The sequence below is a fragment of the Finegoldia sp. genome, from assembly GCF_046991905.1.
Lineage (GTDB): Bacteria > Bacillota > Clostridia > Tissierellales > Peptoniphilaceae > Finegoldia.
Map to the genome: position 1 here is coordinate 1 of NZ_JBKWZF010000006.1, position 18,364 is coordinate 18,364.

General features: G+C 31.6%; 15 protein-coding genes. 3 read left to right on the plus strand and 12 right to left on the minus strand.

What is annotated here, in order from left to right; genetic code table 11:
• Window positions 1-113: 113 nt before the first annotated feature.
• Window positions 114-608, minus strand: a complete 495-nt coding sequence (locus tag ACLUJM_RS03935) for a threonine/serine exporter family protein (protein ID WP_294684387.1) — start codon at window positions 606-608, stop codon at window positions 114-116.
• On the minus strand, window positions 608-1,402 hold the full coding sequence (locus ACLUJM_RS03940) for a threonine/serine ThrE exporter family protein (protein WP_412412263.1): 795 nt from the start codon (window positions 1,400-1,402) through the stop codon (window positions 608-610). Before ACLUJM_RS03940 ends, ACLUJM_RS03935 begins: the two co-directional genes overlap by 1 nt.
• Window positions 1,403-1,446: 44 nt before the next feature.
• Between ACLUJM_RS03940 and ACLUJM_RS03945 the strand changes: the two genes are divergently transcribed.
• Entirely contained in the window at window positions 1,447-1,950 is a 504-nt protein-coding gene (locus tag ACLUJM_RS03945; protein ID WP_294684385.1) for a nitroreductase family protein, read from the plus strand.
• 55 nt (window positions 1,951-2,005) lie between these two features.
• Here ACLUJM_RS03945 and ACLUJM_RS03950 read toward each other — a convergent pair whose 3' ends face one another.
• The 7 genes from ACLUJM_RS03950 to ileS all read right to left on the minus strand — a co-directional run bounded on the left by ACLUJM_RS03950 (window position 2,006) and on the right by ileS (window position 10,491).
• Window positions 2,006-3,121 (minus strand): NADH:ubiquinone reductase (Na(+)-transporting) subunit F, encoded by a 1,116-nt coding sequence (locus ACLUJM_RS03950; RefSeq protein ID WP_294684384.1) that lies wholly within the window; start codon window positions 3,119-3,121, stop codon window positions 2,006-2,008.
• A gap of 9 nt (window positions 3,122-3,130) precedes the next feature.
• On the minus strand, window positions 3,131-3,715 hold the full coding sequence (locus tag ACLUJM_RS03955) for an NADH:ubiquinone reductase (Na(+)-transporting) subunit E (protein WP_002837117.1): 585 nt from the start codon (window positions 3,713-3,715) through the stop codon (window positions 3,131-3,133).
• Entirely contained in the window at window positions 3,715-4,329 is a 615-nt protein-coding gene (gene nqrD / locus ACLUJM_RS03960) for an NADH:ubiquinone reductase (Na(+)-transporting) subunit D (RefSeq protein ID WP_094205973.1), read from the minus strand. Before nqrD ends, ACLUJM_RS03955 begins: the two co-directional genes overlap by 1 nt.
• Window positions 4,329-4,934 carry an FMN-binding protein gene (locus ACLUJM_RS03965; RefSeq protein ID WP_412412264.1) on the minus strand — a complete coding sequence of 202 codons (606 nt, stop codon included), beginning with the start codon at window positions 4,932-4,934 and terminating at the stop codon, window positions 4,329-4,331. The genes nqrD and ACLUJM_RS03965 overlap by 1 nt, the downstream gene beginning before the upstream one ends.
• On the minus strand, window positions 4,927-5,922 hold the full coding sequence (locus tag ACLUJM_RS03970; RefSeq protein ID WP_412412265.1) for an RnfABCDGE type electron transport complex subunit D: 996 nt from the start codon (window positions 5,920-5,922) through the stop codon (window positions 4,927-4,929). The genes ACLUJM_RS03965 and ACLUJM_RS03970 overlap by 8 nt, the downstream gene beginning before the upstream one ends.
• Before the next feature lie 279 nt (window positions 5,923-6,201).
• Window positions 6,202-7,254: a lysylphosphatidylglycerol synthase transmembrane domain-containing protein gene (locus ACLUJM_RS03975; protein ID WP_294684380.1), complete on the minus strand. Its 1,053-nt coding sequence runs from the start codon at window positions 7,252-7,254 to the stop codon at window positions 6,202-6,204.
• Between the two features lie 129 nt (window positions 7,255-7,383).
• Window positions 7,384-10,491 carry an isoleucine--tRNA ligase gene (ileS, locus tag ACLUJM_RS03980; RefSeq protein WP_412412266.1) on the minus strand — a complete coding sequence of 1,036 codons (3,108 nt, stop codon included), beginning with the start codon at window positions 10,489-10,491 and terminating at the stop codon, window positions 7,384-7,386.
• Window positions 10,492-10,860: 369 nt separating this feature from the next.
• Between ileS and ACLUJM_RS03985 the strand changes: the two genes are divergently transcribed.
• A complete protein-coding gene (locus ACLUJM_RS03985) occupies window positions 10,861-11,205 on the plus strand; it encodes a DUF5684 domain-containing protein (protein WP_094207361.1) in 345 nt (114 codons plus the stop codon).
• A gap of 9 nt (window positions 11,206-11,214) precedes the next feature.
• Window positions 11,215-12,762: a cell wall-binding repeat-containing protein gene (locus ACLUJM_RS03990; RefSeq protein WP_294684378.1), complete on the plus strand. Its 1,548-nt coding sequence runs from the start codon at window positions 11,215-11,217 to the stop codon at window positions 12,760-12,762.
• Window positions 12,763-12,835: 73 nt separating this feature from the next.
• On the opposite strand, the gene ACLUJM_RS03995 is transcribed toward ACLUJM_RS03990, so the two are convergent.
• From ACLUJM_RS03995 to ACLUJM_RS04005, 3 genes are read right to left on the minus strand one after another with little or no spacing between them, the layout of a single operon-like run.
• Window positions 12,836-13,813 (minus strand): CAMP factor family pore-forming toxin, encoded by a 978-nt coding sequence (locus ACLUJM_RS03995; RefSeq protein WP_294685095.1) that lies wholly within the window; start codon window positions 13,811-13,813, stop codon window positions 12,836-12,838.
• A gap of 12 nt (window positions 13,814-13,825) precedes the next feature.
• A complete protein-coding gene (locus ACLUJM_RS04000; RefSeq protein ID WP_294685094.1) occupies window positions 13,826-15,538 on the minus strand; it encodes a CAMP factor family pore-forming toxin in 1,713 nt (570 codons plus the stop codon).
• 56 nt (window positions 15,539-15,594) lie between these two features.
• Window positions 15,595-17,961 (minus strand): lectin like domain-containing protein, encoded by a 2,367-nt coding sequence (locus ACLUJM_RS04005; protein WP_412412267.1) that lies wholly within the window; start codon window positions 17,959-17,961, stop codon window positions 15,595-15,597.
• Between the last annotated feature and the right edge of the window lie 403 nt (window positions 17,962-18,364).

Sequence of the window (18,364 nt, forward strand, 5' to 3'; positions counted from 1 at the left end):
TTTTGTCAAGTGTTTTGTAAAACTTTTTTTAATTTCGTTTTACATGCATTACTTTTATTTAAGTAATTTAAAAAGCACTTAACTTAAAGTGCTTATTTATAATATCAAGGTTTTTATTTTTTGTCAAGTGTTTTTTTGTTTTTTATTTTAAATAATGAATTGGTCTGTAAATGTTCGATTGTATTGTGCTTTATAGACCTTGATGATAACGAGGCTACAAGTATTCCAAGTGCTATACTTGCTGCAAATAGCATTGCATTTCTAGCGTGTGAAAAAGCTAATTTAGAATTTTGTTGTATTGTATAGTACATTGTGTAATACATGTCTGCCCCTGGTACTAATGATATGATTCCTGGTATTACAAAAACAGTAACTGGCATATGAATTTTCCTTGATGCTATCTCCCCTATTATTCCTACTACAATTGATGCAAATAGTGCCGCTATAAATTTGTTATTTAAAATTATCGTTAAATATTTGTAAACAAACCAAGCTACAAAACCAGATATCATTACTATCTTATATGATTTCTTGGGAGAATCATAAAACAGAGAAAATCCTAATGTTGCTAATGAAGAAATTATTGATTCTATTATTATAAAAAACATTAAATCGCCTCCATCATTACTGCAAAGTACAATATACTACCAACACCAAGTGCAATACTCAAAGCTGTTATTATCGCATTAATCATAGAACTTATCCCCGATAAAAGATCTCCACTTAGTACATCTCTAACCGAGTTTGTGATAGATACACCTGGGACAAATGGCATTATACATCCAACTATTATACTGTTCATATCCAAAGCTATATCAAATACGCCAAATATTTTTAGTGTAACCAATGTTAAAAAAGTCATAAAAGCTACTGTTACATATGTATTAACAAACTGCGGATTTTCTTTTCTTTGAAAAAATCTGAAAACAAGCATTTCTAATATAGATATAAAAAATGCCACAATTGGTTCAATAATACCGCCTACTAATAGATGTGCAAATAATCCAGATGCCGCTGCTGCTCCTAAAATATACATTTTTTTATCTACAGTTCTATTATCTATATCATTAATTATTTTAATAGACTCATCCAATGTGTATTCATCCTTTACAAAATTTCTAGAAAAATTATTGATTTGATGAATTTTCCACAAATTAGTTGCCTTTGGAATTGTCCTTCTCATAGTTACAAGATCTCCAAAATCAAAACTCAAACATATAATGATACATGTATAAGATACAAATACATTTATTTTATTAACTTTTTGAATACTTTTACTCATTCTAAAAGCTGTATCTTCTACACGATATGTTTCTGCACCACTCTCGAGCAAAATTCTTGCAGTGTCAGCGACGACATCCATTAGATTTTGGCAATCTTCTTTTGTTTTAACAAATTGCAAAATATCTCCTCCAGTATTAAAATTATAACATATAGGAGGCAATTATGGATATTATCAAAAACAGAAGATCGAGAAGAAAATTTAAATATAAAAAAGTATCACTAGAAAATATGAAAAAAATCGTAGAAGCTGGAACCTATGCTCCAACCGGTATGAATAAACAAGACAACATAATCGTCGCTATTTCTGATGATAGTACAATCGAAAATTTATTAAAATCCATCAGAAAGCACTTAAACAATGAAAACTACAACGGATTTTATAATTGCAAAAATATAATTTTGATTTTGAGTCCACACGATAACAGAAATAGAAAATTCGACTGTGGATGTATAATGCAAAATATGATGTTAAAAGCTTGTGAATTAAATGTAGCAAATGTTTGGATTAATCAATTTTATGATTCTTATGATAGCAAACATATTAGAAAATTCTTAGAATCTATAGACATCGATGATGATTATGAAATAACTTGTGCACTTGCTTTAGGTCACAGCGAAGAAACCCCAAAAATCAAGCCAAACAAATTTAAAACTAAATTTATCTAAAAAAAAGATCGATTGAATTCTGACTCACAATCAGTTTTCAATCGATCTTTGTATTTTAGAAGTTATCGTAATAAATTCTGTCGTCAGTTACTCCAACTTCGTTCAATGCTTTTGTCAAAGACTCTATCATTCTTGGTGAACCGCATAGGTAAGCTGAGCTGTTCTTACCAGTTTCTTTGCAATATTTCTTGATTGCATCGTCAGCATGTCCAGTTTCTCCTTCCCAATTCATTTCAGGAGTTGTTCTTGACAATACTGGGATAAATTTGAAATCGTACAAATCTTCTTCAAATTCTTTCAATTCATCTAACAAGAATAAATCATCTGGAGTTTTGGCCCCAAAGTAGAATCTTGCTTTTCTCTTAACATCATGATCTCTCATATGGTTAAGGATAGATCTTATTGGTGCGAAGCCAGTTCCAGCTGCTCCCAATATAATTTCAGTATCTTCATCATGATAGTAGAAATCACCATAAGGACCATTAATAGTAACCTTATCGCCTTCTTTAAGAACTTTATGGCAATAAGTTGTACAGATACCCTTGGTATAACCAATTAACAATTCTATATGTTTTTCATCTTTAATACTAGATGCAATAGAATATGCTCTGAATACTTCTTCATCTGATCCTTCATATCCATCGCCTTTTGGATATTCTTCTGCTTTTAATTGTACATATTGACCTGGCTTAAATTTGATTGTTTCTCCTTCTGGAAGTTCAAATCTAAACTTAGTTATTCTATCAGTCAAAGGTAACTTTTCAACAAGAGTTGTTTCGTATTCTTTTACATTAAATAATTCTTCTGGAATTTGAATCGAAATATCTTTTTTAACTTTTACTTGACAAGATAATCTAACGCTATCGTTAAGTTCATCTTCTGTTAACATTGGTTTTTCTGTAGCAAGTACAGGACCTGCTCCATCCAAAACTTTTACTTTACAGTAACCGCATGATCCTTTTCCACCACAAGCTGATGGAATGAATACTTTTTGGTTTCTAAGTGTAGATAATAAACTATCTCCACCATCTACCGTAAATTCTTTATCGTTATTAATAGTTAGTTTTACTTCACCATAATCTGCAATGTATTTATCTGCAAATGAAAGTAGCAATGCAAATAATGCACATAACACAGACACTACAATTGTTGTTATAATTATTTGTCCCATGATTCCTCCTTATGATATTTGAACTATACCAGAGAATCCGATGAATGCCATCGCCATGATTCCAGTTATAATTAAAGTTAGAGGAGATCCTTGGAGACCTTTTGGCACAGATGAATCTTTGATTTTGGATCTAATTCCAGCCATTGATACAATTGCTAGCATCCAACCAAGTCCACTTCCTATTGCAAATCCAACTGTTTGCAAGAAGTTGTAGTTTCTGATTACCATGAACAAACTTACCCCTAAAATCGCACAGTTTACTGTGATAAGTGGCAAGAAAATTCCCAATGCGTAATACAAGTTCGGAATGTATTTTTCCAAAATCATTTCCAATAATTGAACAAATGCTGCTATCGATATAATAAATATTATATATCTCAAATATTCTATATTAAATCTAACAACTAATTTGTATAAGAAAAAGTTGATTATAGTTGTGATTGTCAATACGAATGTTACAGCTATTCCCAATCCTGTTGCAGTTTCAATTTCTTTACTTACTGCTATGAATGAACACATTCCCAAAAAGTTTGAGAAAATCATGTTTGAAGTAAAGATTGATGCAAAAAATATAACTAAAGGACTAATTGTCATTACTTAGCATCTCCTTCCTTTTTAAGATGAGCATTAGCAATCCACATAACAATAGGTAAAATGAAGAATGCTGCTGGTGGCATAACCATCATTGTCCAAGGCACAAAACTTTCAGGCATTATTCTGAATCCAAATACACTACCGAATCCCAATAATTCTCTGATTAAAGCTATAAGCACAAGTACTACAGTATAACCCAAACCTGATGCCACACCATCTACAAAACTACTTACAGGATCGTTACTAATAGCAAATGCTTCTGCACGTCCCATTATTATACAGTTGGTAATAATCAATCCAACATAAGGTCCTAATGTTTTACTCATTTCTGGCATGTAAGCCTTTAAGAAAATATCAACTATTATTACGAAGAACGAAATAATAAATACTTGAACCATCATACGAATGTGTTTTGGAGTTACTTTTCTAAGTAAACTAATCAAAAACGATGAACATCCTGTAACAAACGCTAGGGCGAGTCCCATAACCAAGGAGTTCATACACAAGTTTGTTACTGCTAATGTGGAACAAATTCCAATAACTTGAATAAGAACAGGGTTGTCATCAAGCAATCCATTTTTCAATAATTTAGTATATTTATTTGAATTAGCCATTATTTACCTCCATTCTTAATAAACTCATTCACATCTTCATTAATCATATTAACAACAAATGTAGATGTTTGAGTAGCGCCGCTTATAGCATCAATGTTACCGCCATTTGCAGGTTTATTGATTACAATTTTACCGTCAACTGGTTTTGAAATATCCAAATCTCTGTATTGGTTTTTGTATTCATCTTCTGTAATACGTCCACCCAAACCAGGAGTTTCATCTTGTTTAATAAATTCAATTCCAACAAGTTTTTTCATATCTTTAGTTATTCCTACATATCCACTAATAGAACCCCAAAGACCAGGACCGTTAACAGGAACTGCATAAGCTTTTTCTTCTCCGTTTTGTTTTAAAACATAAAGCTTACTGTCTTTGTAGTCTTCTTCTACTACATTGTCTTTGAAAGTCTTATCGATATTTGATGCAGAAGTATCTTTAGGTAAAATATTGAATACATTCAAAATCTTATGTTTTAATTCTATATCTTGATTGAATTTTACTGTAGGAGTTGTAACTTGATTTAACAAAGCCAATGCTAATGTCAAAACTAGTGTCAATCCCAACATAAAAATTACTGGATATACGACTGATTTTTTCTTAGCCATTAACCTTGACCTCCTTATTTGATTTTGCTTTTTTATTGGCTTGAACTTTATTCACGCAATAATCGATAATTGGTGCAAAAGTATTGCCAATAAGAACAGCAAACATTACTCCACCTGCGAATAATGCAAATCCTCTGATAATTACGGTCACAATTCCTATAATAAAACCATAAATCCACTTACCAATTGGAGTCTTAGCTGCAGATACTGGATCTGTTGCCATGAACACAGTACCGAATAAAAATCCTCCCATTAGCATTCCATAAATAGGATTAGGAACAGAAGTTACTCCCATAGCATTAAATACTAAACTTAATGCGCAAAAACCTAGTACACTTCCTGCCATAATTTGCCAACTTGCAACTTTTTTATAAATCAAGTAAATTGCCCCAATTATAATCAATACTTTACAAGTTTCGCCAATAACACCAGGAATTTGTCCCATAAGCATTGTTGGGATTGTTTCAAATGTTGAGCGCACCTTAAATGCAGTCATCGGAGTTGATTGTGTCATTGAATCCAATGATTTGGTTAAGTAAGTTCCAAATCCTCCTGGAAAACCACCCACAGCTTTGTTCCAGTAAATAGTCATTTGTTGAGGAAAATTAACATAAATAAATACACGAGCCACTAAGGCTGGATTGAAAACATTTTTTGCAAATCCTCCAAAAACCATCTTCCCGAAAAATATACCAAATGCTATACCAACAGCTGAAATCCAAAAAGGAATTGATGGTGGCAATGTCATTGTATACAAACAGGATGTGACAATAGCTGCTTCAGATACTTTGTTTCTTTTGAATATTTTAGAATTAGACAAATATTCAACAAGGCATGCAACAATTATGTTTAGCAAAAATAAAGCTAACACTCTTAGACCATAAAAATATATCGCCACTAAAGCAATTGGCAAAAGAGCATACATAACAGGATGCATCATTTTTTGTTTCATAAAATACTTATTATAAAACTCTTTCAAACCTTTCACCCCTTATAAAAATTTAATTATATATAAAACCCATAAAATACGGATGTGTTTTAATCGATAAAAGCTTTTCACTATGTAGTGATTAAAAACATTTCTTTAGTTAATCATATCATAAAGCACACTAAAATCAATGATAAAATTTGTTATTTTTAATTATTACCATATCATTTAACAAAGATATTAACAATATATAATATACCCATTTGACCATAAAAATAATTATCTAAAATATTTTTCTTCACAAAAAAATCGACCCAAATTAATAGATCGATTCGAAAATTATTCTTGATTTAATTTTATTAGAGTTTTGTTTTTCTGATATTTTTTGCGATTTGTCTTAACTAATAAAAAGTAAAGTCCTGCAAAAGGAACTGCCAAGTAGAAAGTAACAAATCTGTTGATTGCCATTATACTAAATGCCAAAGATTTCGGCATAAAAGATGAGTACACAAGCATCATACTTCCTTCGATAACACCTACTCCACCTGGAATGTGAACACTTTCAAATGAAATAGTCACCACCGCTTGAATTAAAACCAAAGTCATAAAATTATACGAATTTAATCCAAATGATTTGTACAAAATCGCAGGAATTGCAAACGAAAACAAAAGCATCGGAATAGAAATGCATAATAATTTTACAAAAACTTTTTTATTGTTAATCAAAAACTTACCGAAATTTTTATGTTCTTCAATCGTCTTGCTTATATCTTTTTCCGATTTGCTGAAACGTTTAAGTAACTTTGTTTTTGAAAAAATAGTATTGAAAAACCTGATTACTCTAGCTGCCAAATCACTGTCAAACATCAAAAAACCAATTCCAATTACAAGAACCAATTGACACGCAATCCCATATATAACTAAATATTTAAATTCAGATATTGATGCAATTCTTCCAACCAATCCAAATATCATAGCAACAAAGAAAATAATCACCATTGACAAGTGATAAATCCAGTTAAAAGAGAGTAATGAATTTATCGTAGTTAATGAATCGATATTATCCGTTCTCATTGTATGATATTGCAACGGTTGTCCAAGGCTACCACCTGGAGATATCATACTAAAAAAATAATCCGTAAATGTATATCCGAAGCACCTTTTAAACGATACATCATATCCTTGTATACTTAGAAGATATTTGTATGATATAGCTTCCAGTAGAAAAAACATAAACATAGTCAAAACACATGCTGCTATGAAAACTGGTTCTATCTTTTTTATTACATCAAAAGCATCATCTGCTCCAATTTTGTTTTTTATGAAAAAAATTACTCCTAAACTAAATGCAAATACTAAAATTGCTCTTAAAATTGTGTTTTTGTTCTTCATCTTCCACCTCATATGATATAAGTATACCACTAGTGTAGTACAGTTTGCAATTAGTTTTTTTAATTGTTGACTTTTTGTAAACTTTTCAAAACAAAAAGCCCACCGATTTTTCATCAGCAGGCTAATTCATTATTTTCTTATAACTTCAATTCTAACATTTTCTCCATTCAAATCAACATCTTCACCATCTACATTTTCATCAATAATTATATCGACAGTCAATGTTTCATCTTTTATGAAGTCTTCATATTGTTCAATTGCTTTTTTAATATCATCTGTAGGATTAATTTTAATGATTATATTATCCAATACATCAAAGTCATTTGATTTTCTCATTTGTTGAACTTTACTTACAAGTTCACGAGCATATCCTTCCATTAACAAATCGTCAGTGATTTCTGTATCCAAGATTACAAAATAATCTCCTTGCATTGTCACATCGAATCCTTTTTTGGAATTAATTCTTACATCAACGTAATCTCTCTTGATGTCAATGTCTTCATCGTCTAATTTAATATTCAAATCTGATTTGTCTAGTTTTGATACGAAATCTTTTGCGTTTATATCTTTCAAATAATTTCCGAAAGATTTGATGTGTTTACCAAGAATACTACCTGCAACTTTGAAGTTAGGTTTTAGTTCGTAATTCATAAATTCAGACAAATCCTTCTTGTATTCGATATCTTTTAAGTTGATTTCTTCCTTGATTAAATCCTTGAACTCTTCAATCTTATCCTTAAATCTTTCATCTAGTACGATTTTCTTCAATGGTTGACGAACTTTAATATTAACTTCTTCACGAGAAGCTCTTGCAAGAGTTACAAAAGTTCTTACCATTTCCATTTTTTCTTCAAGATTTTCATCGATTAAATCTTCATTTACCTTGTCAAAATAAGCTAAGTGAACAGATTTTTCGCCAGTTAAATCGTGATACATTTCCTCTGCTATAAATGGAGTAAATGGCGCTATTAATTTAGTAAGGCCAACTAATATTTCATAAGTTGTGTTGTATACAGCTTTTTTGTCAGTATCCATTTCAGTTTTCCAGAATCTTCTTCTGTTACGTCTGATGTACCAATTTGATAAATCTTCGATAACAAAGTTAGAAATTTCTCTGGCAACTTTAGTATATTCAAATTGATCCATGTTTTCAAAATAGAATTTTTGTAGATTTGTAAACTTAGACAAAATCCATTTATCAATTACAGCTCTATCTTTGTATTCTACAAAATATTCTGTAGGGTCTGTTTCATCAGTTGTTGCATACATTTGGAAGAAGTTATAAGTGTTTCTGAATGATCTGAAGAATTTACTTTCAACTTCTTGTAAACCACTTACATCGAATTTTGTTGGAATCCATGGTGGTGATACATAAAGTGAGTAAAATCTAACAACGTCTGCTCCATATTTATCGAATAATTCGATTGGATCAATTGTGTTTCCTCTGGATTTACTCATTTTCTTTCCATCTTTATCCAAGATTAAATCATTTACCAAAACATTTTTGTATGGTGCTTTTCCTGTAATCATTGTAGAAATAGCTAACAATGAATAGAACCATCCACGTGTTTGGTCGATTCCTTCGTTGATGAAATCTGCTGGGAACACTTTATCAAAATCATCTGTATGTTCAAATGGCCAGTGTTGTTGTGCAAATGGCATAGCTCCAGAGTCAAACCAAACGTCTATAACGTCTTTTTCTCTAGTCATAATTTCGCCACATTCTGGACATCTAATATGAACGTCGTCAACGTATGGTCTGTGAAGTTCGATATTTTCATCTATATCTTCAATAGCCAATTCTTTTAATTCTTTTCTTGAACCAACAGAAAGTGTGTGATTACATTTATCACATTTCCAAATATTTAATGGAGTTCCCCAGTATCTATTTCTAGAAATTGCCCAGTCTTTAATATTTTCAAGCCAATTTCCAAATCTACCTTCTCCAACATGTTCTGGATACCAATTTACACCGTTATTGTTCTCAACTAATTTATCTTTTAATTTGCTAACTTCAATGTACCATGATGGTTTTGAATAATAGATAAGTGGTGTGTGGCATCTCCAGCAGTGAGGATAATTGTGTTCAATTTTTTGTTTTCTAAATAATTTGTTTTCTTCTTTTAATCTTTGTAAAACTTCTGGATCTGTATCCATAACATGTTGACCATCCCATGGACCGCCAACGAATTTTCCTTCTTCATCAACAGGATTGATTAATGGCAAATCGTATCTTCTTCCTGTTTGATAGTCGTCTTCCCCAAAAGCTGGCGCTGTGTGAACAATTCCTGTACCATCTTCAACAGTTACATAATCTGCCAAAGTCACATAAAATGCTTTTTTGTTAATATCATAAATAGGTAAAAGTTGTTCGTATTCCATATACTCCATGTCTTTACCTTTTAATTCTTTGATTAAAGTGTAGTCTTCGCCTTCGTGACCCAACAAATCGTGTGCTTTGTTTTTTGCAAGATATATTTTTTCTCCGTCTTTTTCTGCCAAAATGTAGTCAATATCTGGATGAACTGTCAAACAAACATTTGATGGCAATGTCCATGGAGTTGTAGTCCATGCCAAGAAGTATTCATCTGCATCTTTTCTTTTGAATTTAACATATGCTGTTGTAGTTTTGATATTTTCATATCCTTGTGCAACTTCATGTGATGCAAGACCGGTACCACATCTTGGACAATATGGAAGGATTTTCGCTCCTTCATAAATCAATCCGTCCTTGTACATTTTGTCAAGCAATGCCCATACTGATTCAATATAATTATTGTCCAAAGTAATATATGGATCATCCATATCCACATTGTATGCCATTCTATCTGACATTTCTTGCCATTTTTCTCTGTAAGAAAATACAGATTTCTTACATTCTTCGTTAAACTTTTCTACACCGTAATTTTCGATTTCTTTTTTATCATGAAGACCAAGCTTCTTTTCAACTTCGATCTCAACTGGAAGACCATGAGTATCCCAACCAGCTTTTTTATAAACTTTGTATCCTTGCATTGTTTTGTATCTGCAAGTCATATCTTTTAACGTTCTACTAATAACGTGATGAATTCCTGGTTTTCCATTTGCAGTTGGAGGGCCATCGTAAAATACATATCTATTTTCTTCATCTCTACTGTTGTAAGTTTCATTCAAAAGATCAATCTCTTTCCAATACTTACTAGTAGCCTGTTCACGTTCTTTAACAGGTTTCTTAGAAAGCTCCTTAAACTTTTTCATAAACAAATCTCCTTATAAAATAATTAAAAAATCCCTTGGAAAATTAATTCCAAGGGACGAATAAACCGCGGTACCACCCTAATTGTGTAAACCTCTCATTTCTTGTAACGTCAAGTAATACGCACAAACCTATTAGATCTGTGAGCTTCTTTCAGATGATTCGAATATTTCTTAATTTATCCCTCTCACCAAACAGGATTCTCTGTAAAATCAATCAAAATATTCCGTTCTGATCACAGCTTTTAATAGAATTATAATATTATATTTTTAATAATTTGTCAAATATTTATGAAAATTATACAAAATTTCTCAAGCTAATGCCAATAAATTGTTTTAAAAATGCTATAATAATATAAAGGAGTGATTAAAGTGATTACAACAACAATTGTATTATTTTTATATGTAATAAATGCAATAGGATTGTGGAAAATGTTTGAAAAAGCTGGAATATTTGGATTGTGGAGTTTTGTACCATTATTAAATATCTGGCTATTGTTCAAAATAGTTTATGGAACAGGAATCGCATCCCTGGCACTACTAATTCCAATAATAAATTTCTTTGTAATTTTGCATCTAAACTACTCACAAGTAAGAGTCTACGGACAAGAGGATTTGCTTTTCAAAATAATTTCAGTATTCTTTCCTCATCTTACAAGAGTATATATTGGATGGAGTGAGCTTGAATATATCGGACCCCTTAGATCTTTAGGTTAGGAATTAAAAATGAAAAACTTTAAAAATTTTAAAATCATTGCATTAGCTTTTGTATTAGCGATTTTCATATCACAACCAACATCAGCTATAAAGCAAATCGAAAAAGCTTCAATCGAAGGAAAAAATAGATACGAAACAGCAATACAAATATCAAAAAAATCTTATCCAAAAACATCCGACAAAGCTATAATCGTAAATTCTGAAAGAATAGCAGATTCGTTGTCTGTAGGAGTGTTGGCTCATAAAATAAATAGCCCGATCCTTTTAACAGATTTTGCTAAAATTAACCAATCTACATTAAAAGAAATCCAAAGACTTAAATCTACAAATATTATACTTGTAGGCGGCACTCAAAGTATTTCCAAATCACAAGAAACAAATCTAATAAAACAAGGTTATAATGTAAGAAGAATATCTGGAAAAGACAGAATTGATACATCATTTGAAATAGCAAAAGAACTTTCTAACCTTAACCAAACAAAAAAGTTCGACAATGCATTTGTAGTTCACTCTACCAAATCAATCGTAGATTCAGCAAGTGTCAGTGCAGCTGCATGTCGTATGAATAGTCCAATTTTATTCGTAGGAAATGATCTAAAATCATTTAAAGAAAAATTTGCAAACTATACATTCAATAACACATATCTAATAGGCGGAGCTACAGCAAAATTATCAAATAATTTTCAAAATTCGAAAATCATTTATGGAAAAAACAGAAACGATACAAGCATGAAAATAGCCGCTATATTCTTCAGCAATTCAAATTCTATCTTCATAGCAAAAAACGGCGATCATAGATTTTCTGAATTGATAGATTGTGTAACAGTAGCACCATTAGCCGCAAATGAAAAAAGTCCGATAATATTTGCATCAGCAAAAAACAACCTTACACAATCAGAAAAACTTTTCTTTGATAAATTAAATCCCAATAAAATAACATTAATAGGCGGTGGACTTCATGCTAAATTTGACGAAATAATCGGCAAAACTCCACCTAAAAAAGACTACTTACTTTTGAAAGTTCCTCAAATAAACCAAAACAAATCGGGTTTGCCAATGGGTTGTGAAGCAGCATCACTTTTACAATGTTTGCATTACAAAAACATCAAAACAAACACCAATATTCGTCAATTTATAAAAGAAATGCCCCTTGCAAAAGACAACAACCCAAATCATGGATTTGCAGGCTCACCTTTCAATATCGACGAAAGAATTTATCAATCGATATTACCAGAACCTCTCACAAAATGGGCAAACAGATATGCAAACACAGAAAATATCTCTGGAAAACCTTCAGAATATATAAGAGAAGAAATTGCAAAAGGAAATCCAGTAATATTTTTTGGAACGTACAAATTCAGAAACCCTACATTCAAAGATTACTTCTGGGGAAAAAATGCACTCTACAACGCACACGTAATGGTAGTGGATGGCTACGATAAAAATAGAATGCACATCGTGGATCCAGCAGAAGATAAACCAAGTGGGTATTGGATATCGCGCTCACTTTTCGATAAAAGATACAACATCAAAAAATACGCCGTAGTCGTTAGATAGTCAGTAATACTAAAAAAGCCACCGTAGGGTGGCTTTTAAAATTATTCTTTTTATTATTCCATCTAACCGAATTTTATTCGTAGTAAGTTTTGAATTGTTGTACTAATTGAGCTGCGATTACACTTGATGGTCTAATTTTAGCTAATTCTTGTTTTGCACGATCAATTGCTTTACCAACTTCTGCTCTCTTATCGCCATGTCTTCTTGCTTGAATAGCTTTGTTCATAGCTTCTTTTAAAGCTTCTATTTCAGTTTTACTTGCTCTGTAATCTTCGCTGTTTAATGCTTCGAATACTGCTTGGTCTAATCTGTCGCCTAATTGATAGATTTCTGCAACTGTTTCTTGTGGTCTAAGTCTCATTAATGTAATTTCGTGAATTTCTGCGTTTAATTTGTCAATTACTGCTCCTGACATATTTTTTAATTCATGATATTTTAATGATCTAGCTTTTGCTAATTTGTGATCCAAATCTGATCTTACATAGATATTTGCAGTATCATTTAATCCAGCATCTGGATAGCTTAATAATTTTTGTGATAATGCTTCGAATTGTGCCATGTAAACTTTCATATCTTCAACTGTGTGGAATGGAGAAGCTGCTATTACGAATCCTCCGAAGATGTATTCAGCGATTTCTGCGTGAGCTGCATCTACCTTGTATCTTAATTGAGTTGTAGCAAATCTGATTGCTCTTCCCATTCTTCCTAATAACAATAATCTTTGTGGAATAGATGATAAATCATAAACATCTGCTACTCCCATTCCTACTGCTGTATGGTCGATTTTGTCGCTGATTTCAAGAGAAGTTTCGTTGAATTTGTCAACCATTTGTTGTTCGTCTTCTCTTTTAACTTGGATTGAGTTTACTTCGTTTTGAATTGATTTGATTTGTCTTTTGTATACTTCTGCTTCATCAATTCCTAATTTTTCAGTTTCTTCTGCTCCTTGAACGATTTCAAGTTTGTCTTCTTGAGCATAAGATATGGCTGGGGCTACTGTTCCCAACAACATACTAGATAGTAATACTACTGATAATGTTCTTTTTAACATAATTTTCATCTCCTAATAATTTAGTTCAAATGTTTTTACTTGGTCTTTTAATTCAATTTTAACGTTGAAATCTTTAACCCATGTTCCAAATTCAAATCCGTTGTATTTAACTGATGCAACTCCATTGTTAAAGTAAACTTCTCTTACAATTGCTTTTTTTGTATTAGAAACAGTTACTTTGGCTGGTCCATTGTATTTCTTCCCATTTTTTGTTGCTTTGAATTCGATTGAGAATATTCCTGCTTTTCTTTCAGAAGGGTTGATTTCTGTTATTTGATATTCATCTTTATCAATTTTTTTGATTACGTTTAATTTGAATTTATTTGTTACGCCGTTTTTTGTAGTTGCAGTAATTGTTGTTGAGCCTTCTGCAACTGCTTTGATTGTTCCTTTTTCATTAACTGTAGCTATAGCTTCGTTATCTGATTTGTATGAAACTTCTTTTTCTAATGCATTTTCTGGGAATACAAATGTCTTTGAAGCCAAATCAAATGTATCTCCAACTTTTAATGTAGTAGATTTTACTGAGAAACCAATATTTTTAACTTCATAAGTGTCTTTTCCAACTAATGAATTGTTTACAACTCCGCCACCATTTGTATTAGTGTTAAGGTATTCAGAGTTTTCTCCTGTAGCTTGTAAGAATGGAATTCCTTCTACGCTGTGACCAGGTTCTACGATGTGAAGTTCAAAGTTTGATTTTGCATAACCATCTTTTGAAATTACTGTAATCATAACAGTTCCAGTTCTTAGTGGAATGATTGTTTTTCCAACGACTCTTGCCATGAATGCATTAGATGAGTAGATGAATACTTCTTTGTCTTTAACTTCATTTGGTCTTACTACTGGGCTGATTGTTGTTGTTTTATTGATTGAGATGGCTCCCATATTGCCTTCTTTAAATTCAATTTTTTCAGCTTTGATTTTTGGTCCAGTAATTTTTTCCATTGCTTCGTGAAGTTTCTTAACTTGTTCATCTAATTCACCACATTTTACTGTGATTCTGAATTGCAAACCTACTGTTTTTGAAATTTCTTCACTTAATTCTCTTACGATAAATGAATTACCGAATTTTGTTCTTGAAGCACGTACTTTTTTAGCTTCTCCGATTTCTCTCCAAACTGCAGCTTTTTTGTATATAGTAGCTATATCATTTGGTCCTAAATCAGGATAAGCTAACAATTCTTGTTCTAATTTGTCAAATTGTTGGATGTAATCCATAATTTGTTGTTCACTAGCAAAAGGGTTAACAGCATATAATAATCCAGTAATTATATATTCTGTTATTTTAGTGTGAGCTGCTATAACTTTGTTAGATAGTTCTGTAGTTGCAAATCTGATTGCTCTACCAATTCTAATCATTAATTGAACTCTGACTGGAATTGTAGTTAAATCATAGATTGTATTTTCTAATGCTCCTACTGCTCCTGCACTTCCTACTGCTTGGCGTTGTTTCATTTCAGCAATTTTGATTTCTTTGTCTAAGAAATCATGTGCTTCATAAAACTGATCCATAACTTCCTTGTACTTTTCATCAGCTGGTTCTATGTCTTCAACTGATTTTACAGCTTGTGTCAAACCTTCTTTTAATTCTGAGATTTCAAGTTTAGGTTCTTCTTGTTTCACTTCCAAAGAATCTGCGAAAACTTCACTCAAAGGTGCAACAGCTATAAATGTCAAAGCGAACACTAAAATCATTGCTAATGATTTTTTTAAATGTTTCATATTTCCCTCCTATGAACTAAATATTTTATTTAACAATCGGCATTATCCGTTATTGATTAAAACCCAAATTTAACTGTTTCTTTGTGGCCTCTAATAGTTATTGTAGCTTCGAAATCTTTTCTCCACACTCCAAATTGTCCTCCATGAAATTTAGATTGTGCATGACCTGAGTTGAAATATATTGTTCGATTTAACTCTCTATTTCCACTTTTTACTGTAAGTTTTGCAGGTCCAGAATAACCTCTGTCCCCTTCTTTTGCATCTATAAATACTTTAAATATACCTGCATGTCGTTTTGATGGAGCAAATTTTTCTACAGTAATTTCGCCTTTTTCTTTAGGAATTACAATAATTGTAATACTTGTTTGTAATCCTTCTTTTGTCTTAATATCTAATTTAGTTCTGCCGATTTTTTTTGCTGTTATAACTGATTTTGAATCAATGTCAATTATATTGCTATCTCCAATTTTAAAATCAAAATCTCTCGTGGCAGTTTGTGGATATGCCAAAATTTTTGGATCCAAATCGAATTTATCGCCTTGTTTAATTGTTACAGATGGAACTGACACTCCCAAACTTCTGATAATTTTAGGATCTAATTCTTGATTATCTATTGGTGGTTTAGGTGGTATAATCGGAATTTCTGTATTATCTGGATCTGTTTTAGGATCATAATCATTATCTCCAATTACTTCAATCATTTTTCTATCTGGAACTCTTATTCCTTCTGGAGCAACCAATAGGTTAAATCTTTGAGTAATTTTACCATCTACAGTTTTGATTAAGATATTTGCATTCCCTACACTAACTGGATAAACTGTACCGTCATTTTTAACAACTGCAACATTTTTATCTAATGATTCAAAAACAACTGGATCATTATTGAATTTTTCAGGTTGTACTGTCGCGTGAAGTTTACCTTTTTTCTTAACGCTTATAAAACCTTGACTTCCTTCTTTTACAGTGATTGATGTAGGTTCTTCAATAACTTCATCAGGGTCAACTTCAGGAACTGTATCTCTTGGAAGAACTTCTCCTGTAGTTCCTATTGCTTTGATACAAGCATTAGCATTTTTGACTTCTTTTGTTAAATCAGTCCATTTTTCACCTTGTGATGATACGAATGATTGACCTTCTTGAGCTTTGGCTTTTGAAGCATAATCAGCAACTGGCATTTCAATTGGCATTGGATATTTGTAGTTTGATGCTGAGGAATCCATGTATGCTACTATTGCAAATTTTTCGCCTTTTTTAACTTTGATTTGTTTAGTGTCTAATGTGTAATATCCTGGATATTCAATAACACCGCTACCTATTTCTTCTCTGTTAGATGTTAAATCATCTGTAGATTTCAAGTCTTTTACCATATATAACTTATATTGAGTATTCATAGCAACTGTGAACAAACCAGCTTCGTAAATTGTTTGATCTTCTTCTGATGTGAATACATTTGCTATATAGCCTTGCATATTGTATCCAACACTTCTTGTTGCTCCGAAATCATCGTATTGTGAAATTACTGCATTAGGATCTTTTCTTTGAGGGATAAATACCGCATTGGATTTACCACAGAAACCATCGTAATATGATACATAATAGTAACCGCCATCCATAAAACTTGTTCCCCAGCTGTTTTTTACAATCCATGCGCCATCTCCAGGAGCTTTTGCTTGGAATAAATTCTTAGAGAAATTATCATCCCATCCTATAATAGTTCCTGCGTGGTCTGCTTTCCCGCTTCCTGGATTGTAGTAACTTTTAGTTTCTTTCTTTTCGTAATATTTTTGAGAACTTAAAGTTGTGTACACTCCACCGTATTCCATGATTGCTTGTTTAATTACATTTGTTTCGTTTGCATTGTGAACATCTGGAAGATAAATTACTTTATCAATATCAAATGCTCTTTTTACATTTGTAGGTGAAACATTAATGTATGCATCATACGGATCGTCCTTTTCTAATATTGGACCAGTTCCTCTCGCAAGATATGATGTTGCAATATCTCTGTTACCACCATCATTTGGGCCCCAATCAAAACCGTGCATGTTTCTCATGTGTTTTTCACTAAAATCATATTCTGTTCCAAATAATTTCAAATAAGATTCCATGGAACCATATGTTGCAAATGTCCAGCATGAACCATTTTGCCCTTGATTCTTTACGGAAGAAACTCTATTAGTCTTTCTCAAATCGTATTTTGCTGGCAATGCTGCTCTGGATACCGCCTTTACTGAATCGTAGGAAGTCTTCAATGGTGAAATTAACAATTCGTCACCTTTGGAATTTTCTTTAAAATTATTTTCAACAGGGCTTAGTTCCAGCCTAGAATTGTTTTGTTCCTCTGCAAACGTTGGACTAGTTATTGCCATTGATGAAACAAGAACTGTTCCTAGTAGTAGGCTAAGAATTTTTTTAATTTTCATAACACCCTCCTTTTTTTGATATGCTAATAATTCTCGAAATGCTACTATTTTGATAGCATTAATAAATATGCTTAAATTCTTAAAAAGATTTTTGTTCTCGATATTTATTAATTCAATTTATTAACTTTATTTACTACATTATATCACATAATTTAGAAATATCTATGTTTTTATTGAAATTTTACATTAAATATTTAATTTTTTACATTAATTAACTCCGATTTTAACATACTGCAGTATTAAATATGAGAAAATCACAATATTTCAAACTTATATGAAATGTTTATGAAATTGTTCAATGTATATATTTATCCTTCCAAAAGTAGTATAATATAATTGTTAATTCTTAATAGTGTTAAGTATACTATTTTAGTCATGAATTAATATTTAGAATCATTACAAG